At 57.2% G+C, this 23,387-nt stretch carries 22 protein-coding genes; 7 read left to right on the top strand and 15 right to left on the bottom strand.

The features are described 5' to 3' along the window. Positions 1–27: 27 nt before the first annotated feature. The 3 genes from C0U40_RS08400 to C0U40_RS08390 form a co-directional block, all read right to left on the bottom strand. Positions 28–387 (bottom strand): glyoxalase superfamily protein, encoded by a 360-nt coding sequence (locus C0U40_RS08400; RefSeq protein WP_101655304.1) that lies wholly within the window; start codon positions 385–387, stop codon positions 28–30. 11 nt (positions 388–398) lie between these two features. Continuing rightward, the gene (locus C0U40_RS08395; protein ID WP_101655303.1) at positions 399–983 is read right to left on the bottom strand and encodes a GcrA family cell cycle regulator; all 585 of its coding nucleotides are present in this window, start codon (positions 981–983) and stop codon (positions 399–401) included. Between the two features lie 187 nt (positions 984–1,170). Then, positions 1,171–2,049 carry a DMT family transporter gene (locus C0U40_RS08390; RefSeq protein WP_435673790.1) on the bottom strand — a complete coding sequence of 293 codons (879 nt, stop codon included), beginning with the start codon at positions 2,047–2,049 and terminating at the stop codon, positions 1,171–1,173. Between the two features lie 319 nt (positions 2,050–2,368). Between C0U40_RS08390 and C0U40_RS08385 the strand changes: the two genes are divergently transcribed. After that, complete coding sequence (locus C0U40_RS08385; protein ID WP_101655301.1) at positions 2,369–3,547, top strand: aspartate aminotransferase family protein; 1,179 nt, start codon at positions 2,369–2,371, stop codon at positions 3,545–3,547. Beyond that, positions 3,544–4,470, top strand: coding sequence for an ornithine carbamoyltransferase (gene argF / locus C0U40_RS08380; protein WP_101655300.1), 927 nt, complete (start codon positions 3,544–3,546; stop codon positions 4,468–4,470). Before C0U40_RS08385 ends, argF begins: the two co-directional genes overlap by 4 nt. A 44-nt stretch (positions 4,471–4,514) precedes the next feature. On the opposite strand, the gene C0U40_RS08375 is transcribed toward argF, so the two are convergent. The 10 genes from C0U40_RS08375 to C0U40_RS08330 all read right to left on the bottom strand — a co-directional run bounded on the left by C0U40_RS08375 (position 4,515) and on the right by C0U40_RS08330 (position 14,434). Further along, entirely contained in the window at positions 4,515–5,315 is an 801-nt protein-coding gene (locus C0U40_RS08375; protein ID WP_101655299.1) for an alpha/beta fold hydrolase, read from the bottom strand. Further along, entirely contained in the window at positions 5,315–6,334 is a 1,020-nt protein-coding gene (locus C0U40_RS08370) for a P1 family peptidase (protein WP_101655298.1), read from the bottom strand. The genes C0U40_RS08375 and C0U40_RS08370 overlap by 1 nt, the downstream gene beginning before the upstream one ends. Then, complete coding sequence (locus tag C0U40_RS08365; protein WP_101655297.1) at positions 6,334–7,080, bottom strand: SDR family oxidoreductase; 747 nt, start codon at positions 7,078–7,080, stop codon at positions 6,334–6,336. The genes C0U40_RS08370 and C0U40_RS08365 overlap by 1 nt, the downstream gene beginning before the upstream one ends. A gap of 50 nt (positions 7,081–7,130) precedes the next feature. Continuing rightward, a complete protein-coding gene (locus tag C0U40_RS08360; RefSeq protein ID WP_101655296.1) occupies positions 7,131–7,742 on the bottom strand; it encodes a glutathione S-transferase family protein in 612 nt (203 codons plus the stop codon). A 139-nt stretch (positions 7,743–7,881) separates the two neighbouring features. Then, on the bottom strand, positions 7,882–9,048 hold the full coding sequence (locus C0U40_RS08355) for a winged helix-turn-helix domain-containing protein (protein WP_101655295.1): 1,167 nt from the start codon (positions 9,046–9,048) through the stop codon (positions 7,882–7,884). Further along, positions 9,041–9,469 (bottom strand): acyl-CoA thioesterase, encoded by a 429-nt coding sequence (locus tag C0U40_RS08350; protein WP_101655294.1) that lies wholly within the window; start codon positions 9,467–9,469, stop codon positions 9,041–9,043. The genes C0U40_RS08355 and C0U40_RS08350 overlap by 8 nt, the downstream gene beginning before the upstream one ends. 144 nt (positions 9,470–9,613) lie before the next feature. After that, positions 9,614–11,071, bottom strand: coding sequence for an aldehyde dehydrogenase family protein (locus tag C0U40_RS08345; RefSeq protein ID WP_101655293.1), 1,458 nt, complete (start codon positions 11,069–11,071; stop codon positions 9,614–9,616). After that, a complete protein-coding gene (locus C0U40_RS08340; RefSeq protein WP_101655292.1) occupies positions 11,071–12,663 on the bottom strand; it encodes an ABC transporter ATP-binding protein in 1,593 nt (530 codons plus the stop codon). The genes C0U40_RS08345 and C0U40_RS08340 overlap by 1 nt, the downstream gene beginning before the upstream one ends. After that, on the bottom strand, positions 12,660–13,493 hold the full coding sequence (locus C0U40_RS08335; RefSeq protein WP_101655291.1) for an ABC transporter permease: 834 nt from the start codon (positions 13,491–13,493) through the stop codon (positions 12,660–12,662). Before C0U40_RS08335 ends, C0U40_RS08340 begins: the two co-directional genes overlap by 4 nt. Continuing rightward, complete coding sequence (locus tag C0U40_RS08330; RefSeq protein WP_101655290.1) at positions 13,490–14,434, bottom strand: ABC transporter permease; 945 nt, start codon at positions 14,432–14,434, stop codon at positions 13,490–13,492. The genes C0U40_RS08335 and C0U40_RS08330 overlap by 4 nt, the downstream gene beginning before the upstream one ends. Positions 14,435–14,718: 284 nt before the next feature. Here C0U40_RS08330 and C0U40_RS08325 point away from each other — a divergent pair, with 284 nt between their 5' ends. Beyond that, positions 14,719–15,780 (top strand): response regulator, encoded by a 1,062-nt coding sequence (locus tag C0U40_RS08325; protein WP_180957657.1) that lies wholly within the window; start codon positions 14,719–14,721, stop codon positions 15,778–15,780. Between the two features lie 77 nt (positions 15,781–15,857). On the opposite strand, the gene C0U40_RS08320 is transcribed toward C0U40_RS08325, so the two are convergent. Together C0U40_RS08320 and C0U40_RS08315 are read right to left on the bottom strand one after the other, a co-directional pair. Next, positions 15,858–17,330: an ABC transporter substrate-binding protein gene (locus C0U40_RS08320; RefSeq protein ID WP_101655288.1), complete on the bottom strand. Its 1,473-nt coding sequence runs from the start codon at positions 17,328–17,330 to the stop codon at positions 15,858–15,860. Between the two features lie 150 nt (positions 17,331–17,480). Further along, entirely contained in the window at positions 17,481–18,779 is a 1,299-nt protein-coding gene (locus C0U40_RS08315; RefSeq protein WP_101655287.1) for an acetylornithine deacetylase/succinyl-diaminopimelate desuccinylase family protein, read from the bottom strand. Positions 18,780–18,886: 107 nt separating this feature from the next. On the opposite strand from C0U40_RS08315, the gene C0U40_RS08310 reads away from it, so the two are divergent. The 4 genes from C0U40_RS08310 (at position 18,887) to C0U40_RS08295 (ending at position 23,379) form a co-directional block, all read left to right on the top strand. Then, complete coding sequence (locus C0U40_RS08310; protein ID WP_101655436.1) at positions 18,887–20,131, top strand: glycerate kinase type-2 family protein; 1,245 nt, start codon at positions 18,887–18,889, stop codon at positions 20,129–20,131. Between the two features lie 47 nt (positions 20,132–20,178). Next, positions 20,179–20,763, top strand: a complete 585-nt coding sequence (locus C0U40_RS08305) for a GNAT family N-acetyltransferase (RefSeq protein ID WP_101655286.1) — start codon at positions 20,179–20,181, stop codon at positions 20,761–20,763. A 347-nt stretch (positions 20,764–21,110) separates the two neighbouring features. After that, the gene (locus tag C0U40_RS08300; RefSeq protein ID WP_353616039.1) at positions 21,111–21,911 is read left to right on the top strand and encodes an MBL fold metallo-hydrolase; all 801 of its coding nucleotides are present in this window, start codon (positions 21,111–21,113) and stop codon (positions 21,909–21,911) included. Positions 21,912–21,969: 58 nt separating this feature from the next. Beyond that, on the top strand, positions 21,970–23,379 hold the full coding sequence (locus C0U40_RS08295; protein WP_101655284.1) for an FAD-binding oxidoreductase: 1,410 nt from the start codon (positions 21,970–21,972) through the stop codon (positions 23,377–23,379). Positions 23,380–23,387: the final 8 nt, after the last annotated feature.

Below are 23,387 nucleotides of genomic sequence, written 5' to 3'. Positions count from 1 at the left end.
GTGCCAGTGTCTATGCGGCATCAGCGGTCAGTCTTTAACGTCCTGACAAAATACAATCGTATTGCCGAAAGGGTCCGCAATCATGACTTCGCGCATTCCCCACGGTTGCGTATGAATGCCCGGACGCGCGTATTTATAAGCAGGATCAAGGCTGCTGTGGAAACTGTCGATATCATCAACTGGAACGCGGATACGCGCCCCCGGAGAGCCATCTCCGTGATGTTCTGACAAATGGATTTCACAATCCCCGCGGCAGATGCCGATGTAGAGGGGCGCATCATCGCTGAAACGATGTTCAAAACGGATCTTGAACCCGAGATAGTCGAGATAGAACTCCCGCGCACGTTTTTCGTCAAACATGCGCAGGATAGGAATGCAGGCGTGCATTTCTTGCTGTCTTAGCGGGCGCGGCGGTCGCGACGGGCGGACATCGGCTGGAAGGCGACAGCGTTATGGGCTTCGCAGTACGGCTTGCCTGTCTGAACACTCAGGCCGCAGAACCAGAAGTCCTCGGTCGCCGGATCCCCGATGGGCCATTTGCAGGTGCGTTCCGTCAGTTCCATCAACACCAGCTTTTTGGCTTTCTTCTCGACCTCGGCGACAGTGGCCAGAGCTTCTGCACTGATTTCGGAATTGGACGGTTGCGGAGGCAATGGCTGACCGGCTGTGATGATCGGCTTGCGCGCAGGCAGGCTGACAGGCTTTTCAGCTGCTTTTGGCGCCGGCGCTGCCTCGGCAGCAGGTTCAGCCGCAGTTTCCGTAGCAGGCTTGGCTGCCGGTTTTGGCTTGGCTGCCTCTTTTACAGCAGGCTTTTCTTTCGTCGTTTTTGCAGGGGCCGCGCGGTTAGACAGGCCAAGACGGTGCACCTTGCCAATAACGGCGTTGCGTGTAACGCCGCCCAGTTCCTTGGCGATCTGGCTGGCGCTTTTGCCTTCGCCCCACATGGTCTTCAGCATTTCTACGCGGTCATCAGTCCAGGACATCGTATCACTCCACAGTCATTTCCGGGGCATTCCCCTGCGCCGCACGGCGGCTGGCGCTATTTTTCTGGTCAAACGTCATTCTACCGTGTCACAGGTTGATGACAAGCCGAAAGGAAACAGCCGCTTTCATTAAGGCGAAGTTATACCGAAAGGGTGGCATGTATCGGGGTGTGAAAATGGGCTTGGATCAGGTTTTTATCCGCATTTCCCGCCAGGCCAGCAAGGCCGCGCCCCCAAGAATTACTGTCGCGCCGGTGATCGAAATTGCATCGGGCTGTGCACCAAAGGTCCAAAAATCGTAGAGGGTAGCGAAAACCAGCGTAGAATAGGAAAACGGAAGGACAAAAGACGCCTCTGCACTGCGCATCGCCTGAATGAAAAGCGCTTGACCGCAAACCATAAGCAATCCGATCAGGCAAAGGCCGATCCACTGGTCCCACGTTGGGCTTGTCCAGACAAACAATGCCGCCGTTAGGGCAAGGGTTGCGCCTATCCCGTTGTTAAATAGCAGAATTTGCATAGGGGGTTCGCGTCCTGACAAGAGCTTGATCAAAACCACCTCCAACCCCATGAAAAGGGCTGCGAGAAGGGCAAACAGCGCAGCCGGCTGGAAACTGCCAGCACCTGGTCGCAACAGAATAACCGCGCCGCACAGGGCAATGCCGGCAGCTGACCAGCGCCACTTGCCAACTTTTTCCCCCAGAATGGGGATGGCAAGCATCATGCCGAAGACAGGGTTCAGAAAGCTGATGGCAGTGGCGTCCGAGACCGGAATATGTGCAACGGCGGTAAACATCAGCGTGACGCCCATCCAGCCGAACAGCGAGCGTCCCAGATGTAACCCGATTTTCGGATTGGAGATTTTAGGCTGTGTCATGGCTGAAAACACTAAAAGCGCGAGGAAGGCAAAGACAAATCGGCCCGCCGAGACCTGAAACGGGTGCAGGGGCGTGCCCAGCGTACCAAGGTACTTCGCAACGATTGTAGTGCTTGCGATCAGGCTGGCGGCCAGCAGGGTCATCAGGGCGGCGCGTTTGGGGCTATGGACTGCGGGAGACAAGGAAATAACCTTAAGTAAGGGATAGCACGGACCTATCCCGCACGGCTGTGATCTGCAAGCAGCAAGCGGCAAACCTGCAGCCAGCGGGGGCGGGCAAAATCCGGTCTTGCGCGATCTTTACTGGACAAGCGCCCAAACAGGCCCTATGCGGTTCGCATGTTCATGACCAACGATACCCTTTCGTCGCGACGCCGACGCTAACGTCCAGAAGGCCCCACCCGCGGGCCCGTATCCGTTTGTTTGAACCAACCCCCTATCCACAATTGACTTGATGCTTTCAATCCGGCACGGATTGGCTTCATTTTTTAAGAAAAGGAAAATCCTGATGATCCCCGCAATTCTGCCTACATACGCGCGCGCTCCTTTGACGTTTGTCAAAGGCGAAGGAAGCTGGCTGGTGGATGATCAGGACCGCCGCTTTCTCGATATGGGGGCAGGCATTGCGGTGAACGCACTTGGCCATGCGCATCCCAAACTGGTGGAAGTTCTGCAACATCAGGCGACCCAGCTGTGGCACACGTCCAACCTGTACCAGATCCCTAACCAGCAGGCGCTGGCGGACAAACTGGTAGAAGCAACCTTTGCAGACACGGTGTTCTTCACCAATTCCGGCACCGAGAGCATGGAATGCGCGGTGAAAATGGCGCGGAAATATTTCAGCCATAAAGGCCAGCCTGAACGGTACAAGATCATCGCGTTCAAAGACAGCTTCCATGGCCGTTCGCTCGGCATGATCGCCGCTGCCGGGGCTGAGAAACTGACCAAAGGGTTCGGCCCGATGTTGCCCGGTTTTGTCCATGTTGAAGTTAACGATGACGAAGCCCTTACAGCCGCAATTGACAACGAAACCGCAGCGATCCTGATCGAGCCTGTGCAGGGCGAAGGCGGTATCGTGCCGGTTTCGGACGCAAAGATGAAAGCCTTGCGCAGCCTGTGCGACGAGCATGGTCTGCTGCTGATTTGTGATGAGATCCAGTGCGGTATGGGGCGGACAGGCAAGCTGTTTGCTCACGAATGGTCCGGCGTGACCCCTGATATTATGGCTGTTGCAAAAGGCATCGGCGGAGGCTTTCCGCTTGGCGCCTGTCTGGCCACTGAAGAGGCGGCCAGCGGGATGGTGGCAGGTACGCACGGATCAACCTACGGCGGCAACCCGATGGCCTGCGCTGTGGGTGGCGCCGTGATGGATATTGTTGCAACACCGGAGTTTCTGGGCGAAGTCTCCGCGAAATCGGGACTGCTACGGCAGAAGCTCGAAGGGTTGGTCGCAAGTCATCCCGAAATTTTCGAAGAGGTGCGGGGACTTGGCCTGATGATCGGCGTGAAATGCAAGGTTACCAATCTTGATGTCGTGCGTGCAGGTTATGACGCAGGTATTCTGACGGTACCGGGCGGAGATAATGTGATCCGCCTGTTGCCCCCCCTTAACATTTCAGAGGCCGAGATCGGTCAGGCCATTGATCTGCTGGATCAGGCCGCAACACAATTGAAGGCAGCACAATGACCCATTTTCTGGACATTCACAAAACCGACAAAGCCGTTCTGCGGGATATTCTGGATCAGGCTAACGCTATGAAGCAGGCCCGCCTTGGCCAGTCCAAAGGTACTCCGGATGCAGAACAGCCGCTCGCCAATAAAATGGTCGCGCTGATTTTCGAGAAACCTTCCACACGCACGCGGGTGTCCTTTGATCTGGGCGTGCGCCAAATGGGCGGGCAGACAATGGTGCTGTCCGGGGCGGAAATGCAGCTTGGCCACGGTGAAACCATTGCCGATACGGCGCGGGTGCTGTCGCGTTATGTGGATATGATCATGATCCGCACCTTTGACGAAAGCATCCTGCTGGAACTTGCGGAATTTTCCGATGTGCCGGTGATAAACGGTCTGACGGACCGGACCCACCCCTGCCAGATCATGGCGGATGTGATGACCTATGAAGAACACCGTGGTCCGATCAAAGGCAAGAAAGTGGTCTGGATGGGGGATGGCAACAATGTCTGTGCCTCTTTCCTTCATGCTGCCGGTCAGTTCGGATTTGACTTTACCTTCTCGGGGCCGGAACGGCTGGACCCGGAAGCAGAGTTCATCGGTCTGGCACGGGAGCAGGGTGTCAATGTGACGATCGAGCGGGACGCAGGTAAGGCTGTAGAAGGCGCGGACCTGATCGTTGCAGACACATGGCTGTCCATGCACGACGACCAGTCCTCGCGTCAGCGGCGGCACAACCAGCTACGGCCCTATCAGGTGAACGAGGCGCTGATGGCGCAGGCCAAACCGGACGCGCTGTTCATGCATTGTCTGCCTGCGCACCGCGACGAAGAAGTTACCAGCGCCGTTATGGACGGCCCGCAATCGGTGATTTTCGACGAAGCAGAAAACCGGCTTCACGCGCAAAAAGCCGTCATGCGGCACTGTCTGGGTGTGTAAGAATTCCAAGCGCTCCGCGCGGGGATATTTAAGGCCAGAAGAAGTTAAGGGGCGTTCAGGGCAAAAGACCTGAGCGCCTCTGCCACTTTGTGCGGCTGTTCCCAGTGGACCGAATGGGCTGCGTTTTCAATTGTTGAAATCGTCAGGTCGGGGATCGGGGCCAGCGCCTCTTTCGCGTCGGCTTCGCTGAACAGCAGATCGTTCGCGCCGAGGATCGCTTGCGCGCGGCAGGGCAGGGGTTTCACGTAAGGTGCGGCATCAAAGCCGGACAGCGCATCCAACTGCAACTGCATGGAGTCCGTGGTTTGTGCAAAAGGATAGGCGTGTGATGCGGCGATCGAGGCGTCCAGATTGGCCGGATTGCTGAAGAATGCAGGTGACATGAACCACGGGAACAGGTTACGCAGCCAGAAGCCTTCGGGCAGATCGGGGTCGCGGCGCATCCGCAGGGCCATATCAAACAACAGAAAGTTACGCGGTCCGTTGGTCGGCGCGGATGTCAACAGGCTGATGGAGGCGAGCCGTTCCGGCGCGCGGTCCGCGAGCATCAACGTCAGGAAACCGCCCATTGAGTGCCCTGCGACATGAACTTCCTTCAGGTCTAAATGCTCCAGCAGCGCCGCAATATCTTTGACACAATCTTCAAGCCGGAACGGGCCGCAATCCTGCATCCGTCCTGTGGCACGGTTGTCCACGCGGATCAGCTTGAAGTGGGGAGTGAGAAGCGGAATTACCGGCAGCCAGCTTGCGCTGTCGGACAACATGCCCGGTATCAGCAGCAGGGGCGGTCCCTCGCCCGAGATTTCATAATAGAGATCGACATCGGGGCGGGGGAGTATTGGCATCAGGTATCCTCGGTCCAGCAGGGCAACAGGTCCCCTGCTTTGGGGGTGGCGCAATAGACCGCGCGGGCAATGGCGCGGGACAGGCAGTGAGCTGCCGCAGTGCCAAGTGTGGTCAGGTCCGGCGCGGGTTCGGTGCTGCGTTGTACGGTGGAAAGTGCAAAGACCAGATCACCGTCATGGGGCGTGTGACTTGGCATAATGGCACGGGCCATCCCGTCATGGGCGACCGTAGCAAGGCGTTTGCACTCGGCCTTGGTCAGGGGCGCATCGGTGGCGATGATGGCAACAGTGGTGTTCAGGGGGGCCGTTTCGGGAATTTCGGCCTGCCGTGCAAAGGCCGCCATTTTCCGGCTTGCTTCGGGCAGTGTGAAGCCGGACTCACCGGAAAGGCCAAGTCCGCCGAATTCATTATTCATCTCGAACGGAGCAGCCCAGAAATGGCGCCCGCCTGGCTGTGTGACAGAGCCTACAGGATTGGCTGCCACCAGTGCGCCGACAGTGTGACCGCTGTCGAGCACGAAAGACGCAGAGCCAAGCCCGCCTTTGTGCATCGCTGCGAGCGCACCCGTGCCTGCGCCCGTGCTGCCCAGATCAAAGGTTTCAGCCGCATTGTCAAAAGCCGCCTTGCCGAGATCGTAATAGGGATTGCGCTGCCAGTCCTTGTTCCCGTTGTTTAACAGGTCAAAGATGATCGCGGCCGGAACCAGCGGGATGATTGCCGGCCCGATTGCAAAGCCGCGCCGGTTCTGACGCAGCCGTTCCTGCACACCGGTCGCTGCATCCAGCCCGTAGGCAGATCCGCCAGACAGCACCAAAGCGTCGATCCGGTCTACCATCTTGTCAGGCTCTAGCAGGTCGGTTTCCCGCGTGCCAGGCGCCCCGCCCATCACCGCGACAGAGGCGATAAAAGGCGCATCCCCGAGCAGGACGGTGGTGCCGGACTTTAGCCCGTCGTCCTGCGCGTTCCCGACTTTCAGGCCGGGAACATCGGTGATCAGATTACGTGCGCCGACCTGCATCAGATGCAGCGCCCGCCGTCCACTTCCATGGCAACGCCAGTGATCATCGAAGCTTCTTCCGAGCACAGGAAGCTTGCGGCATTGCCCATATCCTCTGCGGTGGAAAAACGCCCGAGCGGAATGGTCGATACAAATTTCGCACGCACTTCCGGTGTGTCCTCACCCATGAAAGATTTCAGCAACGGAGTTTCTCCTGCCACAGGATTCAGTGCATTCACCCGCACACCAAAGGGGGCGAGTTCCACGGCCATCGCTTTGGTTGCGGTAATCGCCCAGCCTTTAGAAGCGTTGTACCAGTTCAGGTTCGGGCGCGGGCTGACACCGGCGGTAGAGGCTATGTTCAGGATAGCGCCGGATTTATTGGCTTTCATATGGGGTACGATAATACGCCCCGACAGATAAATCGACTTCATGTTCACATTGAACACGCGGTTGAAATCCTCCTCGCTGACCTCTTCCATGGGCGCCGGAAGGTGTGTCACTCCGGCATTGTTTACCAGAATGTCCAGCGTGCCGAAACGATCAAGCGCGGTTTGGAGCATGGACTCGACGGAGTCTGCCGAGGCAACATCAGCCTGGCAGCCGAACGCGTTTTCGCCCAGAGAAGAAGCTGTTTCCGCAGCACCTTCGCCGTTGATGTCTGCCAGCAGCACCTTTGCGCCTTCCTGAATGAACTTGGCTGCAATCCCTGCGCCAAAGCCAGAAGCTGCGCCGGTGACAATCGCGGTTTTTCCTGCAAGTTTCATGTGTGGTATTCCTGTGTCTTGGTCTTGTGAAAATGGGTCGGGCGGTGGGGTCAATCCCCGCCACCCTTTGCTAAAGCTGCCTGAAACGCGGGCCGGTTGTTCATCCAGTCTACGAAAGCGGCAAGTTTGGGAAAGTCTGCGCCGCGGTTCATGCGCAGGGCAACAGTGGCCGGAAAGCTGAGCATGACATCTGCGGCTGACAGGTCGTCCAATACAAAGTGGCCCGACGAACGGAGCATTTGTTCCATATAGGAAAAATGGCTTGTTAGCTCAGACTGGATGCGGGGCTGCAATGGGGCTGCCGCTTCTCCGAGCCGCCCTGTGTACAGGTTGAGCAAGATCGGCGTCATGGCTGAACCTTCGGCAAAATGCATCAGTTCCAAATGTTTAGTATAGGCATCAGTGTCACGCGGGGGCACCAGATGAGGACCGTGCTTTGCGCAGAGGGTTTCGACAATTGCAGCGGACTCGCTGATCAACCGGCCGTCCAGTTCCACCATCGGGCTTTTGCCTAACGGGTGCAGCGCCAGCAGCTCGGGCGGCGCAAGGTTGGTCTGCGCATCCCGTTCGTAGCGGATGACTTTATATTCAAGGCCCAGTTCCTCCAGAAGCCATAGGATGCGCAAACTGCGGGAGCGGTTCAGGTGATGGACAGTAATCATGGTTCAATCCTCGTTTGGCGTATGGTTCTGCCCATATCGCGGTAATTGCAAGTCCAAGAGGCAATGAATGGGGCATTTGACGCTAAGAAAATTAATTCGGTTTTCGGTGCTCCGCAGAACTTCAGATTGTCGGGTGGTATTAGGGGCGCTGCGCAATCCAGTCGATCTGTGTGATACCGGCGAGCCGCGCAAAGCGGGTTAACTCGCTGTCCAGTTTTCGCAGGCGGGGCGGGCCCCATGCGATCTTTGGCTCTGCCCAGAAGCCGGTCACTTGCATGATGTTCCTGCTGCGGTCTGCCTTCAGCTCTATCCGCCCGACAAATCTGTCCCGCTCCAGCAGAGGGTAAACGTAATAGCCCCAGCGGCGTTTGGCAGCGGGAACGAACATTTCGTTCACATATTCAAACCCGAACAGTCGTTTGAGGCGGTTGCGGTCTCGGATTGCCGGATCAAACGGGTTGAGCAGACGCAACCGGCTGCTTGGGTCGGGGCAATCGGTGAGGCGTTGTTCGATGTCGGGGGCGCCCAGCACCGGATAGAGGCTGCCGTCAGCCAGTTCGATTTCCACCGGCACCAGTCCGTTTTGCGCCGCGACCCAATTGCGGGTCTCTTTGGCGTCCATTGCTTCCCAGAACCTTTGGATTTCGCCTTGTGTGCCAAAGGACAGCCTTGTCAAAGCATTGCGGCAGAGCCAGTCGATCTGGCCTGCATCATCACAGGCCGGTTCTCGCAGATGCGCAGGTACAACCCGATCCGTGAGGTTGTAGTATTTGATGAAATTGGCGCGGTAGCAGGTTGAGAGTTCCCCCGCATACCACATCTGGTCCAGTGCCTTTTTGTGGGGCGGGCGGGCCCACATTTCACGCGGGCCTTCTATCTTTGTGTCAAAGGCATGGGTGGATAGGGCGCCTTCTGCTTCTATCCGTTGCAAAATCTCTTGTTTGGCGGATTGCGCCAGTCCGGATTGATACCACGGCGCGCGGGCCACCCTCTCGCCCCAACGGCGGAACTGGCGTGCCCACATGGGGTAAAACTCCATGGGAAGCAAAGAGGCGTCATGGGTGAAATGTTCAAAGATCTGGCGGTGCGTGCCCAGCAGGGGCCAAAGCATCTTTTCACGGTAGTTCTGGTTGCGTGACCACAAGATATGATGGTGCGCGCGGGTAACGTTGCGGATGGTATCAATCTGTACAAATCCCAGATCGCGGATCATCTGCATCACATCAAGCGGGCCGGTCGGATTGCCCGAAAGCCCGTTGCTGTGCAGCCAGAGCGCACGGGCCGATTTGTTGCTGATCCTAAGCATGGGCCTTTTGCATGGCCGCTCGCAGGTCATCGGGGATCGGCTCTGCACTGCGGCTTTGCAGGTTCATCAGCACCAGTGTGAAGGTCGAGTTGAACACTTCTGTCTCACCCTTCATGAAATGGTGGCAGACCTGACAGGATTTGCCGCCAATTTTAAGCAGTTCTGACTGGATATTCACCGTTTCACCGATATGCAATTCGCGGATGAAATTGGAATTGGCGTTTACCACCACGAAGGCCAGCTTGCGCCCGTCGCGGATGTCCTGAGGCGTTAGCGACCAAGCGGACTGCAGGTTGAACCCTGCATCAGAACACCCGTCCAAATACCGTGCTACGTTCATATGTCCAAGCGGGTCGCAGTCAGAAGGACGGACAGTGAAATTATGGGTGTTCAGCATATTTGTTTCCAGCAAAATAGTCATGCACGACCTCGTGTGGCCCTATTGAGATGAGGCGACAAAGGGCGAGTGTCCTACAATATGACAGGATGCGCTAGCATTTAATGCCCTTCCATGGGGAAAGGGTGGCTTGGCCCGGTGATGCCGGGCCAAGGGGGAATATCTTTCCTACCCGTGCAGCGCTGCAACGGTTTTCAGTTTTGAAAAGCCGAACAGCGCCTCGAAGCCTTTTTCCCGTCCGTGACCGGATTTGCCGACCCCGCCGAAGGGCAGTTCGACACCGCCGCCTGCGCCGTAGTTGTTCAGGAAAACCTGTCCGGTATCGATCGCTTTGGCAAGCCGCATCTGCCGTGCGCCGTTTTGCGACCAGACCGAAGCCACCAAGCCGTAATCGGTGCCATTGGCAATCGCCACGGCTTCCTCTTCGCTGTCAAACGGAATGACCACCTGAACGGGCCCGAAAATTTCGTCCTGCGCCAGCGTGTGATCGGCGCTGACACCGGCAAAGAGGGTCGGGGCCACGTAATGCCCGCCTTCCGGTGCGTCATCGACGATCACAGCCTGCGCTGCGGTCTCCAGATCGCTGCCTTTATCGAGGAAACCGGTCACAATCTGTTTCTGGCGGGCAGAGATCAGCGGGCCAACGTTCAGATCGGACAGAGCCGGACCAACGCGCAATTCGCTGTATTTTGCCGCCATTTTTGTCAGAACTTCGTCATAAACGCCACGCTGCACCAGAATACGGGAGGCTGCCGAACAGGTTTGACCCGCGTTCTGGATGCCACCGTTCACTAGAAACGGCAGGGCTGCGTCAATATCTGCATCGTCAAACACCAGTTGCGGGGATTTGCCGCCAAGTTCCAGCGTCACCGGAATGACATTCTGCGCCGCTGCTGTCTGGATGCGCACGCCTGTTGCAACCGATCCGGTAAAGGACATGTGGTGCACGCCTTTGTGGGACGATAGCGCAGCGCCGGCCTCGGCGCCAAGACCGGGAACGACGTTCAGCACACCGGCAGGCAGGCCGGCCTGATGGGCCAGATCGGCAAAGGCCAGCGCTGTCAGACAAGCTTCTTCCGCCGGTTTCAAAATACAGGTGTTGCCCATGGTCAGCGCGGCCCCGACAGAGCGTCCGATGATCTGCATGGGATAGTTCCAAGGCACGATATGGCCTGTCACCCCGTGCGGTTCGCGCAGGGTATAAACCGTGTAGCCGTCCAGATAGGGGATGGTTTCGCCGTGCACTTTGTCCGCAGCACCGGCATAAAATTCCATATAGCGGGCCATGGCCACCGCATCGGCGCGGGCCTGTGTCAGCGGCTTTCCCACGTCAGTAGATTCTAGGCGGGCGAGTTCTTCGGTTTTGGTTAGGATCAACTGGCCGAGCTTGGCCAGAATACGCCCCCGTTCAAACGCGGGCATCCGGCCCCACTCGCCCTTGCGCGCAGCATCAGAGGCTGCAACAGCGGCATCCACATCTGGGGCTGTGCCACGGGCAATTGTCCCAATTTCTGCGCCGGTAGAAGGATCGGTCAAGCCCAGTTGTTCGCCGCCCAGCGGGGCAACCCATTCACCGTTGATGAAACATTTGGTTGGATCGAACCACAGATCGGGGGGTAGGGGCATTAGAAATTCCTCAGGTCTTCAGGCAGACGCGGGGCGGCTGCAATTAGGGTTTGTGTGTAGATGTCGGTGGGGTTGTCAAAGACGCTCTGCGTCTCGCCCTGTTCGACGATTTTTCCGTGCTGCATTACCAGAACACGGTCGGTGATGGAACGCACCACAGACAAATCATGAGAGATAAACAGATAGGTCAGCCCGTGGGTCTCTGACAGTTCTGCAAGCAGATCGAGAATTTGGGCGCGGATCGAAACATCAAGGGCCGAAACCGCCTCATCCAGAATAATCAGTTCAGGTTTGATGATCAGGGCGCGGGCAATGGCAATACGCTGGCGCTGGCCGCCGGAAAATTCATGAGGGTATTTGAACGCATCATCCGGTGTCAGCCCGACCGAGCGCAAGGCTTCGGCAATCCGGTCCGCACGATCTGACGGTGCGGAATCGAGCAGGTGAAACGGTTCCGTTATGAGCCGGTCCACGCGGTGGCGCGGGTTAAAACTGCCGTAAGGGTCCTGAAACACCACCTGCATCTTGCGCCGCACAGCGCGGTTGGGTTTCTTTCCGGTAAACACAGGTTCGCCGGACAGAAGTATTTCACCGCCCTGAATTTCTTCCAACCCCAGAATGGCCCGTGTCAGGGTGGATTTGCCACAACCGCTTTCGCCCACCAGTCCGAGGCTTTCGCCCTTGCGGATTGTGAAGGACACATCGTTCACAGCACGGAAGCTTTCGGGTTTGGCAAAGAGTTTGGTGCGGGGCAGGGGATAATCCCGCAGCACGTTTCGCACTTCAAGCAGAGGCGTCTCCCCTTGGGGCTGTTCACGGTCCGGTACATGGGACGATGCCGCCAGCAGCGCCTTGGAATAGGGGTGCTGCATGGTCTGGAACAGCCGGTCGGCGGGGCCGTGTTCAACGATCTGTCCCTTTTGCATGATGTGGATGTGATCGGCCATATCCGCCACCACGGCGAGGTCATGGGTGATGATCATCAGTCCCATACCGTCCTCGCGGACAAGGCGGGTCAGAAGGGTCAGGATTTCCGCTTGCGTTGTCACATCAAGGGCGGTGGTCGGCTCATCCGCGATCAGAAGTTTGGGACGCAGGGCTATGGCCATTGCAATAACAACCCTCTGACGCTGACCACCCGACATCTCATGCGGGTATCGGGATAGAGGGAAGCGGCTTTCCGGCAGTTCCACACGGTTAAGCGCATCCCGTGCGCGCTCCAATGCCTCGGACTTGGAAGTTTCCGGTTCATGGATCAAAATGGTTTCCGCGACCTGCTGCCCGATAGTATGCACAGGGTTCAGCGCGGTCATCGGTTCCTGAAAGACCATAGACACCTCGGCGCCACGAATGGCGCACATATCCGCTTCACTGGTTTGCAGGATGTCCTTGCCGTTAAACCGGATGTTCCCTGACGGCTCCAGCCCCTCGGGCAGAAGCTGGGTCACACAATAGGCTGTCATGGATTTGCCCGAACCGCTCTCGCCGATGATACCAACGATCTGGCCTGCATCCACCGTAAGGGACACATCCCGCAGGATCGGCTTCTTGCGGATCGAAAGGTTCAGGTTTGAAATGGACAGTAAGCTCATCGTTTTTCCCGCCGGATACGTGGGTCAAAAATATCCCGCAGCCCGTCACCCATCAGGTTCAATCCCAGAACGGTAAAGACGATGGCAAGGCCGGGCAGCAGGGCCATGTGGGGGGCAAAGGAAATCATGGTCTGGGATTCTGCCAGCATACGCCCCCATGACGGGATCGGCGGCTGCGCGCCAAGGCCCACATAGGACAGACCGGCTTCGGCCAGAATGCCAAGCGAGAACTGGATGGTTCCCTGAACGATCAGCAGGTTGGTGACATTGGGCAGGATGTGTTCAAAGGAAATCCGTGCTGGTCCCTTACCCGCAACTTGTGCTGACAGGACATAATCCCTTTGCCACAGGGAAAGCGCCGCGCCGCGGGTCAGTCGTGCAAAGACCGGTATATTGAAAATTCCGATGGCGATGATTGCATTCACTGCGGAGGGTCCGAAAATCGCGGTAATCAGGATGGCGATCACCAGAGAGGGAAAGGCAAAGACCAGATCGTTGGAGCGCATGATAATCTCGTCCATCAACGATCCTTTTGACGCGGCTGCTGCCAGCCCCAAAGGGACGCCGATAACAATCCCGATCCCAACAGCCACGAAAGCCACAGCAATAGAGGTACGCGCCCCCACCATGATCATCGACAGGATATCCCGCCCGAAATGATCCGTCCCCAGCAGGTATCCCTCGCTCAGCGGTTTCTTCAGTTTGTTGGCAATATCGACGCCGCTGGTGTCATGGGGGGTCCACAGAAAGGAAATCAGCGCGCCGGCCACAAAGACGCAGGTCAGCAGCAGACCGATAGCAAAGTTCCGGTTGGTCAGTAAGGCTCTCATCGGTTGCCCCGCAGTCTAGGGTCCACAATGGCATAGGCAATGTCGACGGCGAAATTCACGATAATCACGGCAAAGACCAGCAGCATCACCACGCTCTCTACTACGATAAGATCCCGCTGGCTGATGGCCTGAAACACCAGCCGCCCGAGACCGGGCAGGAAGAAGACGTTTTCAATAATAATGGCGCCTGCCATCAGGAAAGAGAATTGTAACCCGATGATGGTCAGCACCGGAATCAGCGCGTTGCGCAGCGCGTGGCGCCACAAGGTCTGCCGACGGGTCAGACCTTTGGCGCGTGCCGTGCGTACATAATCTTCGGACAGCGTATCAAGCAGCGCGGAGCGCATGACCCGCGCAAGAATAGAGGCTTGGGGCAAGGCCAGCGCTACTGCGGGAAGCGTCAGCGCCTTCATTGCCAGAAGTGGATTTTCCCAGCCGGGAAACCCGCCCGCAGAGAACCAGCGCAGGTAGATCGCAAAGACAAGAACCATCAGCATGGCAAACCAGAAGTTCGGGATGGCCACGCCAAGCTGGGTGAACCCCATCACGCTGACATCGGCAGCAGACCCGCGCCGCGTTGCCGCCAGAATACCCGCGGGAAAGGCGATCAGCGTGGAGAGGGTAAGCGCATAAATGGCCAGTGGCAGACTGATCCAGAGCCGCTCTGCGATCATTTCTGCAATTGGCGTGCGGTAAGTGTAAGACGTGCCGAAGTCCCCGCCGAGCAGGCCGGTCGCCCAGTGCAGATACCGTTGCCACAGCGGCACATCGAGACCGAGCTGTTCACGTAGCGCGGCGATGGTATCGGGTTGGGCATTCATCCCGAGCATGAAACTTGCCGGATCACCGGGGACGATCTCAACAGTTGCGAAGATCACAATGGATGCAACAATCAGGCTGAGAATAAGAGACTGGAGTCGTGATAATGTATAGCGCAGCATGGGGCGGAGATTAGGCAGGCATGCGTCGCTGGTAAAGAGGATAATGCAAAGGATTTCAACCTCTTGCGATAAAATCCGGAACGACGTTGGCTAGTCCCTTGTTTCTTTGGCAATCCGGCCTGCCAAATGCCGTCGGCTATTCCGTTCGTCTGCGACCTGCGACGCAAAATCAACACATTTAGCGCATAATTTTAAGCGCTTCCTGTACTAATTCTAGGCAACTTTTAACCGCAGGGAGAATCTCACCGACGGTTTTCGGCTAAATGCGGTGTAAGGAGAAACACATGAAGATTCTTGCGGTGGACGACGATTCTCTCGCACTGAGCGTTCTTCAGGCGACACTGGAAGCGGGCGGGTATACCGATGTCACTCCTGCACAGAGTGGCGCAGAGGCGCTGGCCGCGATCGGGGAAACGGATACGCCTTTTGACTGTTTCCTGCTGGATATTCTGATGCCGGATCTGGACGGTGTAGAACTTTGCACGCAAATCCGCAGTATGGAGGCCTATCAAAAGACGCCGGTTCTTATGATCACGGGTCTGAGCGACCAAAGCTCTATGGATCGGGCCTATGGGGCCGGGGCTACGGATTTTGTTACCAAACCTTTTAACGGGCTGGAACTGGGCGCACGTATTCGCGCCGCAAATATCCTGAGCGCGCAGGTCAACCAGCACAAACAGTTCGAAGCCGTGGCAATGCAATGGCGGGAAAAACTGGATGCAATGAACGCGCTGGATCTTTCGGACAAGATTACCCTTCAGGGGTTTGACGGGGCCGTAGATACACTGATGCAGGAAAATATCCTGATGCGGATGCCCGACACCGGATTTTCCGGCTGTCTTTTGGCGGTGCGGCTGGAAAATGTAGCCGAAGTTTTTGAACAGCTTTCCGCTACAGACTTCCGCGCATTCATTAACTCGACAGGGGAAAAGATACGTAATGCAGTTGCGGGACGGGGTGCGCTGATCGCCTACGAAGGAGACGGGCGGTTTCTTGTGATGTCGCCGCGTCCTGTTCCGAAGACGCGCACAGCTTCGTATCAGTTGTCGTTGTCTCCTGTTATTGCCGATCTGGCCGGAAGCTACGGCTTTGACGGACATGCCGAGGTCCGCTTGGGGGAGCCGAAGCCCTTCCAGACCGAGAGCACGGAGGCTCGCATCGACAGTCTGACGGTGGCGCGGGACAGCGTCATGCACAAAGGTTCCGCCCCCTGTGCCGATCATTCAGCCGCAACGCCCCGTCCAAAAGTGAACAGTCTGAAGGCACCGGAACCGGCAGCCTCGGGGCTTCTTGGAGGTGTGTCTCAATTGCTAGCCCGCCCCAAAGCAGTCGGTCGTTCCCGATAAGCTGAGCAAAAACGCCTGATAAAAAAACGCCCCGACCATTGATCGGGGCGTTTGGTTTTGTGAAAGCGAAGTCGCGCTTATTCAGCCCAACCCACAGCTGTCAGATCAACCGCTTGGGTCGGTGCGTCTTTCCACAGTCCCTGTACTCCGGCTTTGGCAATGGTCGGAATGGCCAACTGGAAAAGATAGGCGTTTACATAATCTTCCGAGATCATGTTCTGCGCTTTTTTGATCATTTCGGACCGCTTGTCCGGATCGGCTTCTACGTTCAGATCCTCGATCAGGGCTTGGAAATCCGCGTTGTCATACTGGAAATAGTAATCGGGGCGGGCATAGATACCGATGTCGAACGGTTCTGTATGGGAGACAATTGTCAGACCATAGTCTTTGCCACGGAACACCTGTTCCAGCCATTGCGCCCATTCCAGATTGCTGATTTCGGCTTCGATCCCCACTGCGCGGAGTTGCGCTGCGATGATTTCACCACCGCGACGGGCATAGGAGGGCGGAGGGAGTTTCAGCGTCGTTTTGAACCCGTCGGCAAATCCTGCTTCGGCCAGCAGTTGCTTGGCCAGCTCCGGATCATACTGGCTGTTGCCGGTCAGATCCACGTAGTCAGGATTGTGCGGTGCAAAATGGGACCCGATCGGCGTGCCGAGGCCGAACATGGCACCGTCGATGATCGCCTGACGGTCGATCGCATGGGCAAGCGCCTTGCGCACTTTGACATTGTCAAACGGTGCCTGCTTGTTGTTGGTGCCCAGAATGGTTTCCCCTTCGGTATTGCCAAGGATCACCTGAAAGCGGGGATCAGCTTCGAATTGGGGGATATTTTCGGGGGCAGGGTAGCTGATGAAAACGTCAATGTCTTCGGCCATCATCGCAGCAAAACCCGCGGTCGGGTCGGAGATGAATTTGAAAGTAGCCTTGTCCAGTTTCGCCGGTGTGCCCCAATAGGCTTCATTGCGGGTGAGGTCGATCTTGTCACCCTGTACCCAATTATCAAATTTGAAAGCGCCGGTGCCAACGGGGTTTTGCTTGATACCCTCAATGCTTTCGGGGGCTACAATCACTGCATCGCCCCAGGCGAGGTTGAACAGCAAAGAGCCGTTTGGCGCTTCGAGTGTGATCTTGACGGTTTTCGGATCGACCGCTTCCACTGCAGAAATACCGGCGAACAAGGCTTTCTGGGCGTTTGCACTGTCCTCGGCACGGGCACGGTCAAGCGAGAACACTACATCGCTGGCCTCAAAATCGGTGCCGTCGTGGAACTTCACGCCCTCGCGCAAATGGAAGGTGTAGGTCAGACCGTCTTCGGAAATGTCCCATGATTCTGCTAGTCCCGGATTTACGGACCCGTCCGGACCAAAGCGTGTCAGCCCTTCAAAGATATTGGAATAGACAACGTTATCAATGGCACCTGCGGCTGCGGATGTCGGATCAAGGTGGGGCGGTTCCAACTGCATGGCAAGGGTAAGATCGGTCTTTGCATAGGCGGTTGTCGCAAGCAGGACAGCACCGGCCGTCACTGTAGCTTTGAAAAAGGTCATAAAAGTCTCTCCGTTGATTGGCGCCTGATTTGTGGGTGGCGCTTAAATTTGCCGGTTCAGTTGACGCGGATTGGCGTAAGCGGTCAAGAGCGGCCGCCAGTGGGTTGCGTCAGCAGCAGGGAAAAACCGGCACTTTCCCCTGCTGCAGGCTCAGGCCGGTTTTTCAACCAGCAGGTCGATCAGGCTCTGGCCCATGATCTTTGCGCTATCCATCATGGCGGATACTTCGACGTATTCGTCAGGCTGGTGGGCCAGTTCCAGAATTCCCGGACCATAGGCGATACAGTTTTTCAACTGTCCGATCCGGTCGATATGCTTCTGGTCATAGGATCCGGGTGAAACCACATATTCCGCCGGTTTGCCCAAAACGTTCTGAATCGCACTGGCCACAGAAGTGACCACCGGCGCGTCTTTCGCAGTCATTGTCGGAATAATCCGCTGGATTTCGCGGATGCTGTAGGCAAAGCCTTCCCGTTCCGATTTCACCTTCTCCAGAACATCCGTAATCTCTTTTTGTACGTCCTCTATGTTTTCCTCGATCAGGAAACGGCGGTCGATCACCATGCGCGCGCTGTCGGGCACGCAAGGGCTTGGCAGGCCGGTAAAGCCTTCTTCGGGTTCGCTCTGTCCGCCGTGGAAAGAGTTGATATTCATTGTGGACTGGCGCGCGCCTTTCGGGATTACGGGCATATCGGTACGTTTTTGTGCCAGTGCGGGGTAAAGTTCTGTTTCCATTTCGTTCAGCACCGCACCCATGTGGCGCACGGCACAATCGCCCAGAAATGGCATGGAACCGTGGGCAATCCGTCCCTTGGTTTCGATTTCAGCCCACCACGCGCCGCGGTGGCCAAGACAGATGGAATCAAGCCCGAGCGGCTCGGGGATAATCACATGCTGCACACGGGCCGGTGCAAAATAGCCTTTTTCCGCCAGATAGGCGACGCCGCCAAAACCGCCTGTTTCCTCATCTGCGGTGCCTGAAATTTCAACAGCGCCGGCAAAGTCGGGGAAGGTGTCTACGAAAGCCTCGGCTGCGATTATCGAAGCGGCAAGCCCGCCTTTCATATCGCAAGCACCGCGCCCGTAAATCTTGTCGCCGTCCAGTTCCCCGCCGAAAGGATCGCGGGTCCAGTCCTGGCCCAACTCCACAATGTCCGTGTGGCTGTTAAAGTGAACACATTCGCCACTTCGCGCGCCTTCGCGTCGGGCAACAATGTTCCATCGGGGATATTTTTCGCAATCTCCCGGTGTGTCGTGGGCGCGGATCAGTTCACACTGAAAGTAACGCGGCGCCAGACGGTCGCGGAGATATTCGCAAATCAGGCGATAGTTCTCGCCCGGGGGGTTGAGTGTGGGAATCCGGATCAGGTCCTGCGTCAGCGCGATCAGATCGTCCTTGCGGCGATCCAGTTCCATGTTCAGTCGGTCTATATAGTCTTGATGTGCCATGGCGTCACCTTGCGCCGGAACCATGAGGGTTATCAAGAGGTTAAAATGGGGTTTGCGCAATTTTTACAGTGCCTTATTGTGAGGCAAAACCAATGGAGTTGGCCACGATGACTGGACCGGAATTACGAAGCACCGCAGTGGAATTATTTGACGCGGCGGTGGCGGCTGCGGATCCCGCAGGTGCCGTGCGTCGTGCCCTTGCCAGTGATCCCCTGCCTGAATGCGAAGGACAGTTGGTGGTTCTTGCTGTCGGTAAAGCGGCTTGCGCAATGATGGAGGAAGCGCTGAAACATCTGCCGGTGCCCTCAAAAGCAATCGCTGTGACAAACCGCGAAAACTTACGGGAACTGGACGGTGTGCGAGTGATCTGCGGTGAACATCCGGTTCCAGGCAACGGGAGTGCGATAGCCGGTGAAGCGCTGCTGTCAGCGGTGGAGGGGCTTGGCGCAGGGGATCAGGTTCTTGCACTTGTGTCCGGTGGCGGCTCCGCACTCGCCATTGCGCCTGTTGCGGCAATCTCTTTTGAAGAGAAGCAACAGGCGGGGGCCGTGTTGCTGGGAAGCGGGCTGGATATTAACCGCATGAACCTCGTGCGTCAGTGTCTGAGCCGGATCAAAGGAGGCGGGCTGCTGCGTGCGGCCGCCCCGGCAGAGGTCCACAGCCTGATCCTGTCCGATGTGATCGGAGACGATTTGAGGGTGGTCGCCAGCGGCCCGACTGTATCGCCGGTGGGCAGTTGTGCAGATGCAAGACAGGTTTTGCAGGATGCCGGTGTCTGGGAGGATATGCCCGCTGCCGTGCGCCTGCATCTGGAACAGGCAGAGCCGGTGACGCGGGCATCTGAAGGGGGGGCTGTTAACCGGATTATCGGGTCCAACCGCGTCAGTCTTGAAGCGGTTCTGATGAACTGTCCCGAGGCGCAGATCGTGGAGGACGCTCTGTGCGGGGATGTGTCGGAGGCAGCGGCGATTATTCTGTCCGAGATGGAGAAGTCCGAAGTCGGGCAGGTGCTGGTCTTTGGCGGGGAAACGACCGTTCGGTTAAGGGGCGACGGGCTTGGCGGGCGCAATCAGGAACTGGCCCTGCGGGTTGCGCTTGGCGCTCGCGAAACGGGCGGCGACTGGGTGTTTCTGAGCGGAGGCACGGATGGGCGGGACGGGCCGACCGATGCTGCAGGCGGATTGGTGGACGGCGGCACCATCGCGCGGATTGAAGCGGCTGGACTTGATCCGCATGCCATGCTGGCGCGCAATGACAGCTATCACGCTTTACAAGCTGCCGGCGATTTGTTGGTCACGGGCGGCACAGGTACTAATGTCGCAGATGTGCAGCTGTTTCTGCGCCGTTCTTGACGCCCGCCACACCGCAGGGTTTATTGTGCCGATACACTGGGGACTTCATGTTCAAACGCCGACCTAAAGTGATAATCGAAGCCGAGCATGTGACCCTGCGCATGCCTGTGATGGGGGACCATCTGTCGTGGGTGCATTTGCGGCAGGATGGTGAGGATTTTCTGAAACCGTGGGAGCCGGTCTGGTCCCCCGACCATTTTTCCCGCCGTGCCTTCAGCAACCGCGTGTTCTGGGCCCGCAAGACGTATGAATCCGGCAAGGGCTTGCCTTTGTTCATCATTCGCAGGGACGATCAGGCGCTTTTGGGGGCGATCACGCTGGATAATATCAGGCGCGGACCTGCGATGGCGGGTACGCTTGGTTACTGGATCGGGTCGGATTATGCCCGATCCGGCTATATGACCGATGCGATCGAAGCGTTGGTCTATTACGCATTTCACCAGTTGGACCTCAGCCGGATCGAAGCGGCCACACTTCCGGAAAATGCGGCGTCCCGCGGGTTGCTGGAAAAAACCGGTTTCAAATACGAAGGGGTCGCACAGAGCTATCTGCAAATTGCAGGGCGTTGGCGGACCCATGTGCTCTATGCGAATCTGCGCAGCGACCGGCGCGGGAAAACCGACGCAGGGTAGAGCCCTTTCGCGTTCTGGCGTTTCCAGTTCTCGGCCTCATCGAAGGTTAACAGTGGTGGTTGAACCGGCCTGAAAATGCTGTTCGTTAACTTTATGAAGCTTCATATAAGAAGCTTCATATATGCAGTATGATGATGCGTTTTAGCATTTGGTTTAAATGAGTTGCATGAGGATTGTTCCCTGAAACGTAATCTTTCGCGTCCAAGCCTCGTTAACTTTTCGCGTCTTTGGTGAACCGCCAGCTGCTCAGTTGACAAACTGCCTTCACTCAAACGTTACAGAAAATTTCCCGAAGCCTTTGAACTTCGCGTTAAACTGGCAACAGAATCACCTGAAGGAGTTTAGCCATCCGGCGTTTTCTGATCCTGATAAGTGTCTTTCTTGCCCAGACCGCTGCGGCGCAGACCCGCACGCCGAGCCATTGTCTTGCGTTTGCTGACAACGGCCCGATCGTCCACCGTGCGGCGCTAACCTTTGATCAGGTGCAAATCAGTTACGCCGATCATTCCATGTATGTGATTGATACCTATGGCGGTTTGCGGGTGGTTACAGATTATAACGGCTACATCGGGCAAACCGGAAAAGCCCCTGATGTGGTGACGATGAACAAGGGTCACTCCAGCCATTACACCAGTCATCCGGATCCGCAGATCCCCCACGTCTTGCGGGGCTGGGACCCAGAAGGCGGTGTTGCCGATCACGAGTTGGAACTGGGCGAGATGCTGATCCGCAACGTGACCACGGATATTCGCAGCGCTTACACCGGGCAGGAACCGGACGGAAATTCCATTTTCATCTTCGAGGTTGCGGGCCTGTGCATCGGCCATTTGGGTCACCTTCATCACATACCCACGGATGAACAATTCGCCCGTATCGGGCGGCTCGACGTTGTAATGGCTGCTGTTGATGGCAGCATGACGCTGGACCTGCCGTCCATGGTGACACTCCTGAAACGGCTGCGGGCCTCGGTGGTACTGCCGATGCACTGGTTCAGCCAGTCCACACTCAACCGCTTTGTGGCCGGAATGCGGGATTCTTTTGAAATCGTCACTCTGCCTGACAGCAGCTTTGTCATCAGTCAGGATTTATTGCCGAACCGGCCGACCGTGATGATTGTGCCGCCTCGTTTCGTTACCGAATACGAATAGCCCTGCTTGTAAGCCCCTGATTCATTGGCTAGGTCTTTGACGAGACAGGAGCCCGAACATGCTGAACCCCGCCACTGAAACCCTCCAGAATCAACTGAACGCAGAGTCCGCCGGCCTGGCCGGTCCTGTGCCGCCAACCTATCTTGAAGAACCGCGCGGGATGATGCAGGGCGTTAGCGGCATTCTGGTCCGCCCGCGCAGCGTTGAGGAAGTCTCTCTGGTGCTGCGGATGTGCAACGACGCCCGTGTCGGAGTGGTGCCTTATGGCGGGGGGACCGGATTGGTCGGCGGACAGGTTCTCGGGGAAGGGGCCGCGCCGGTGATCCTGTCGCTGGAGCGCATGAAGGCCCTGCGCCACATTGATCCGGTGGGAAACACGATCACGGTCGAGGCGGGCATGACACTGGCCGAGGTTCAGGCCGCCGCAGCAGACGCAGGCCGGATGTTTCCGCTCTCTCTTGCCTCTGAAGGGTCCTGCCGCATCGGGGGAAATCTTGCCACCAATGCAGGAGGGGTGCAGGTGTTGCGTTATGGAAACACGCGGGAGCTCTGTCTCGGGATTGAAGCTGTGCTGCCGGACGGCACAATCCACCACGGGCTGAAGCGACTGCGTAAAGACAATACCGGCTATGATCTGCGCAACCTTCTGATCGGTTCCGAAGGATCGCTCGGGGTGATCACGGCTGCGGTGCTGAAACTGGTGGCCAAGCCTGTGGAACTGGCCACCTGCTTTGCGGTTGTGCCCGACCCGAAATCTGCCGCGCAACTTCTGGCGCGGATGCAGGACACCCTTGACGGGCTGGTCAGCGCGTTTGAACTGGTCCACGGGACCGGCTTTGATCTTTTGTCAGAAACCATGCCGGATATCCGCTTGCCCTTCGCAGAACGTTCCGAATGGATGGTACTGGCCGAATGCGGCGGCGGAGCCGGTAGTGGTGTGGACAGCCGTTTGATGGCTGTGCTGGAACAGGCGGTTGAGGACGGTTTGGTCGAAGACGTCGTGCTGGCCCAATCTGCAGCGCAGCGGGATGCCTTCTGGACGGTACGCGAAACCATACCCGAAGCCAACAAACGGATCGGTGCCATTTCCAGCCACGATATTTCGATACCGATTGATAGGCTGCCAGCGTTTATCGCGGAAGGGCAAGAGGCGCTCAAGCAGTTCGGCCCCGTTCGTCTGAACAGTTTCGGGCATCTCGGCGATGGCAATCTGCACTACAACGTTTTCCCTCCGAAAGGAGAGAAAAAGGCAGATTGGGTACATCTGAAACCGGATGTCATGCGGGTGATCCACGATCTGGTTCACGCCTATGACGGATCAATTTCGGCAGAGCACGGGATCGGCCGCCTGAAAGCTGCCGATCTTCAACGATATGGTGATCCCGCGAAGCTGACCGTCATGCGCGGAATTAAACAGGTGTTTGATCCTTTAGGGATCATGAACCCCGGAGCGGTGATCAATGTTTAACCGCTTTT

Source organism: Neptunicoccus cionae (genome assembly GCF_002860325.1).
In the GTDB taxonomy this organism is placed as follows: domain Bacteria; phylum Pseudomonadota; class Alphaproteobacteria; order Rhodobacterales; family Rhodobacteraceae; genus Amylibacter; species Amylibacter lutimaris.
Note: the sequence above shows the minus strand (reverse complement) of the source record. Positions and strands in the feature narration are given on the sequence as shown.

What these genes read in the sequence shown, in the direction of transcription:
- C0U40_RS08385 (WP_101655301.1), top strand. Translation starts at nt 2,369, where the DNA reads ATGATCCCCGCAATTCTGCCTACATACGCGCGCGCTCCTTTGACGTTT.
- C0U40_RS08320 (WP_101655288.1), bottom strand. Translation starts at nt 17,330, where the DNA reads ATGACCTTTTTCAAAGCTACAGTGACGGCCGGTGCTGTCCTGCTTGCG.
- C0U40_RS08310 (WP_101655436.1), top strand. Translation starts at nt 18,887, where the DNA reads ATGACTGGACCGGAATTACGAAGCACCGCAGTGGAATTATTTGACGCG.
- C0U40_RS08360 (WP_101655296.1), bottom strand. Translation starts at nt 7,742, where the DNA reads ATGATTACTGTCCATCACCTGAACCGCTCCCGCAGTTTGCGCATCCTA.
- C0U40_RS08370 (WP_101655298.1), bottom strand. Translation starts at nt 6,334, where the DNA reads ATGCAGGTCGGCGCACGTAATCTGATCACCGATGTTCCCGGCCTGAAA.
- C0U40_RS08400 (WP_101655304.1), bottom strand. Translation starts at nt 387, where the DNA reads ATGCACGCCTGCATTCCTATCCTGCGCATGTTTGACGAAAAACGTGCG.
- C0U40_RS08295 (WP_101655284.1), top strand. Translation starts at nt 21,970, where the DNA reads ATGCTGAACCCCGCCACTGAAACCCTCCAGAATCAACTGAACGCAGAG.
- C0U40_RS08395 (WP_101655303.1), bottom strand. Translation starts at nt 983, where the DNA reads ATGTCCTGGACTGATGACCGCGTAGAAATGCTGAAGACCATGTGGGGC.
- C0U40_RS08305 (WP_101655286.1), top strand. Translation starts at nt 20,179, where the DNA reads ATGTTCAAACGCCGACCTAAAGTGATAATCGAAGCCGAGCATGTGACC.
- argF (WP_101655300.1), top strand. Translation starts at nt 3,544, where the DNA reads ATGACCCATTTTCTGGACATTCACAAAACCGACAAAGCCGTTCTGCGG.
- C0U40_RS08315 (WP_101655287.1), bottom strand. Translation starts at nt 18,779, where the DNA reads ATGGCACATCAAGACTATATAGACCGACTGAACATGGAACTGGATCGC.
- C0U40_RS08375 (WP_101655299.1), bottom strand. Translation starts at nt 5,315, where the DNA reads ATGCCAATACTCCCCCGCCCCGATGTCGATCTCTATTATGAAATCTCG.
- C0U40_RS08345 (WP_101655293.1), bottom strand. Translation starts at nt 11,071, where the DNA reads ATGCCCCTACCCCCCGATCTGTGGTTCGATCCAACCAAATGTTTCATC.
- C0U40_RS08355 (WP_101655295.1), bottom strand. Translation starts at nt 9,048, where the DNA reads ATGCTTAGGATCAGCAACAAATCGGCCCGTGCGCTCTGGCTGCACAGC.
- C0U40_RS08350 (WP_101655294.1), bottom strand. Translation starts at nt 9,469, where the DNA reads ATGACTATTTTGCTGGAAACAAATATGCTGAACACCCATAATTTCACT.
- C0U40_RS08330 (WP_101655290.1), bottom strand. Translation starts at nt 14,434, where the DNA reads ATGCTGCGCTATACATTATCACGACTCCAGTCTCTTATTCTCAGCCTG.
- C0U40_RS08325 (WP_180957657.1), top strand. Translation starts at nt 14,719, where the DNA reads ATGAAGATTCTTGCGGTGGACGACGATTCTCTCGCACTGAGCGTTCTT.
- C0U40_RS08365 (WP_101655297.1), bottom strand. Translation starts at nt 7,080, where the DNA reads ATGAAACTTGCAGGAAAAACCGCGATTGTCACCGGCGCAGCTTCTGGC.
- C0U40_RS08340 (WP_101655292.1), bottom strand. Translation starts at nt 12,663, where the DNA reads ATGAGCTTACTGTCCATTTCAAACCTGAACCTTTCGATCCGCAAGAAG.
- C0U40_RS08335 (WP_101655291.1), bottom strand. Translation starts at nt 13,493, where the DNA reads ATGAGAGCCTTACTGACCAACCGGAACTTTGCTATCGGTCTGCTGCTG.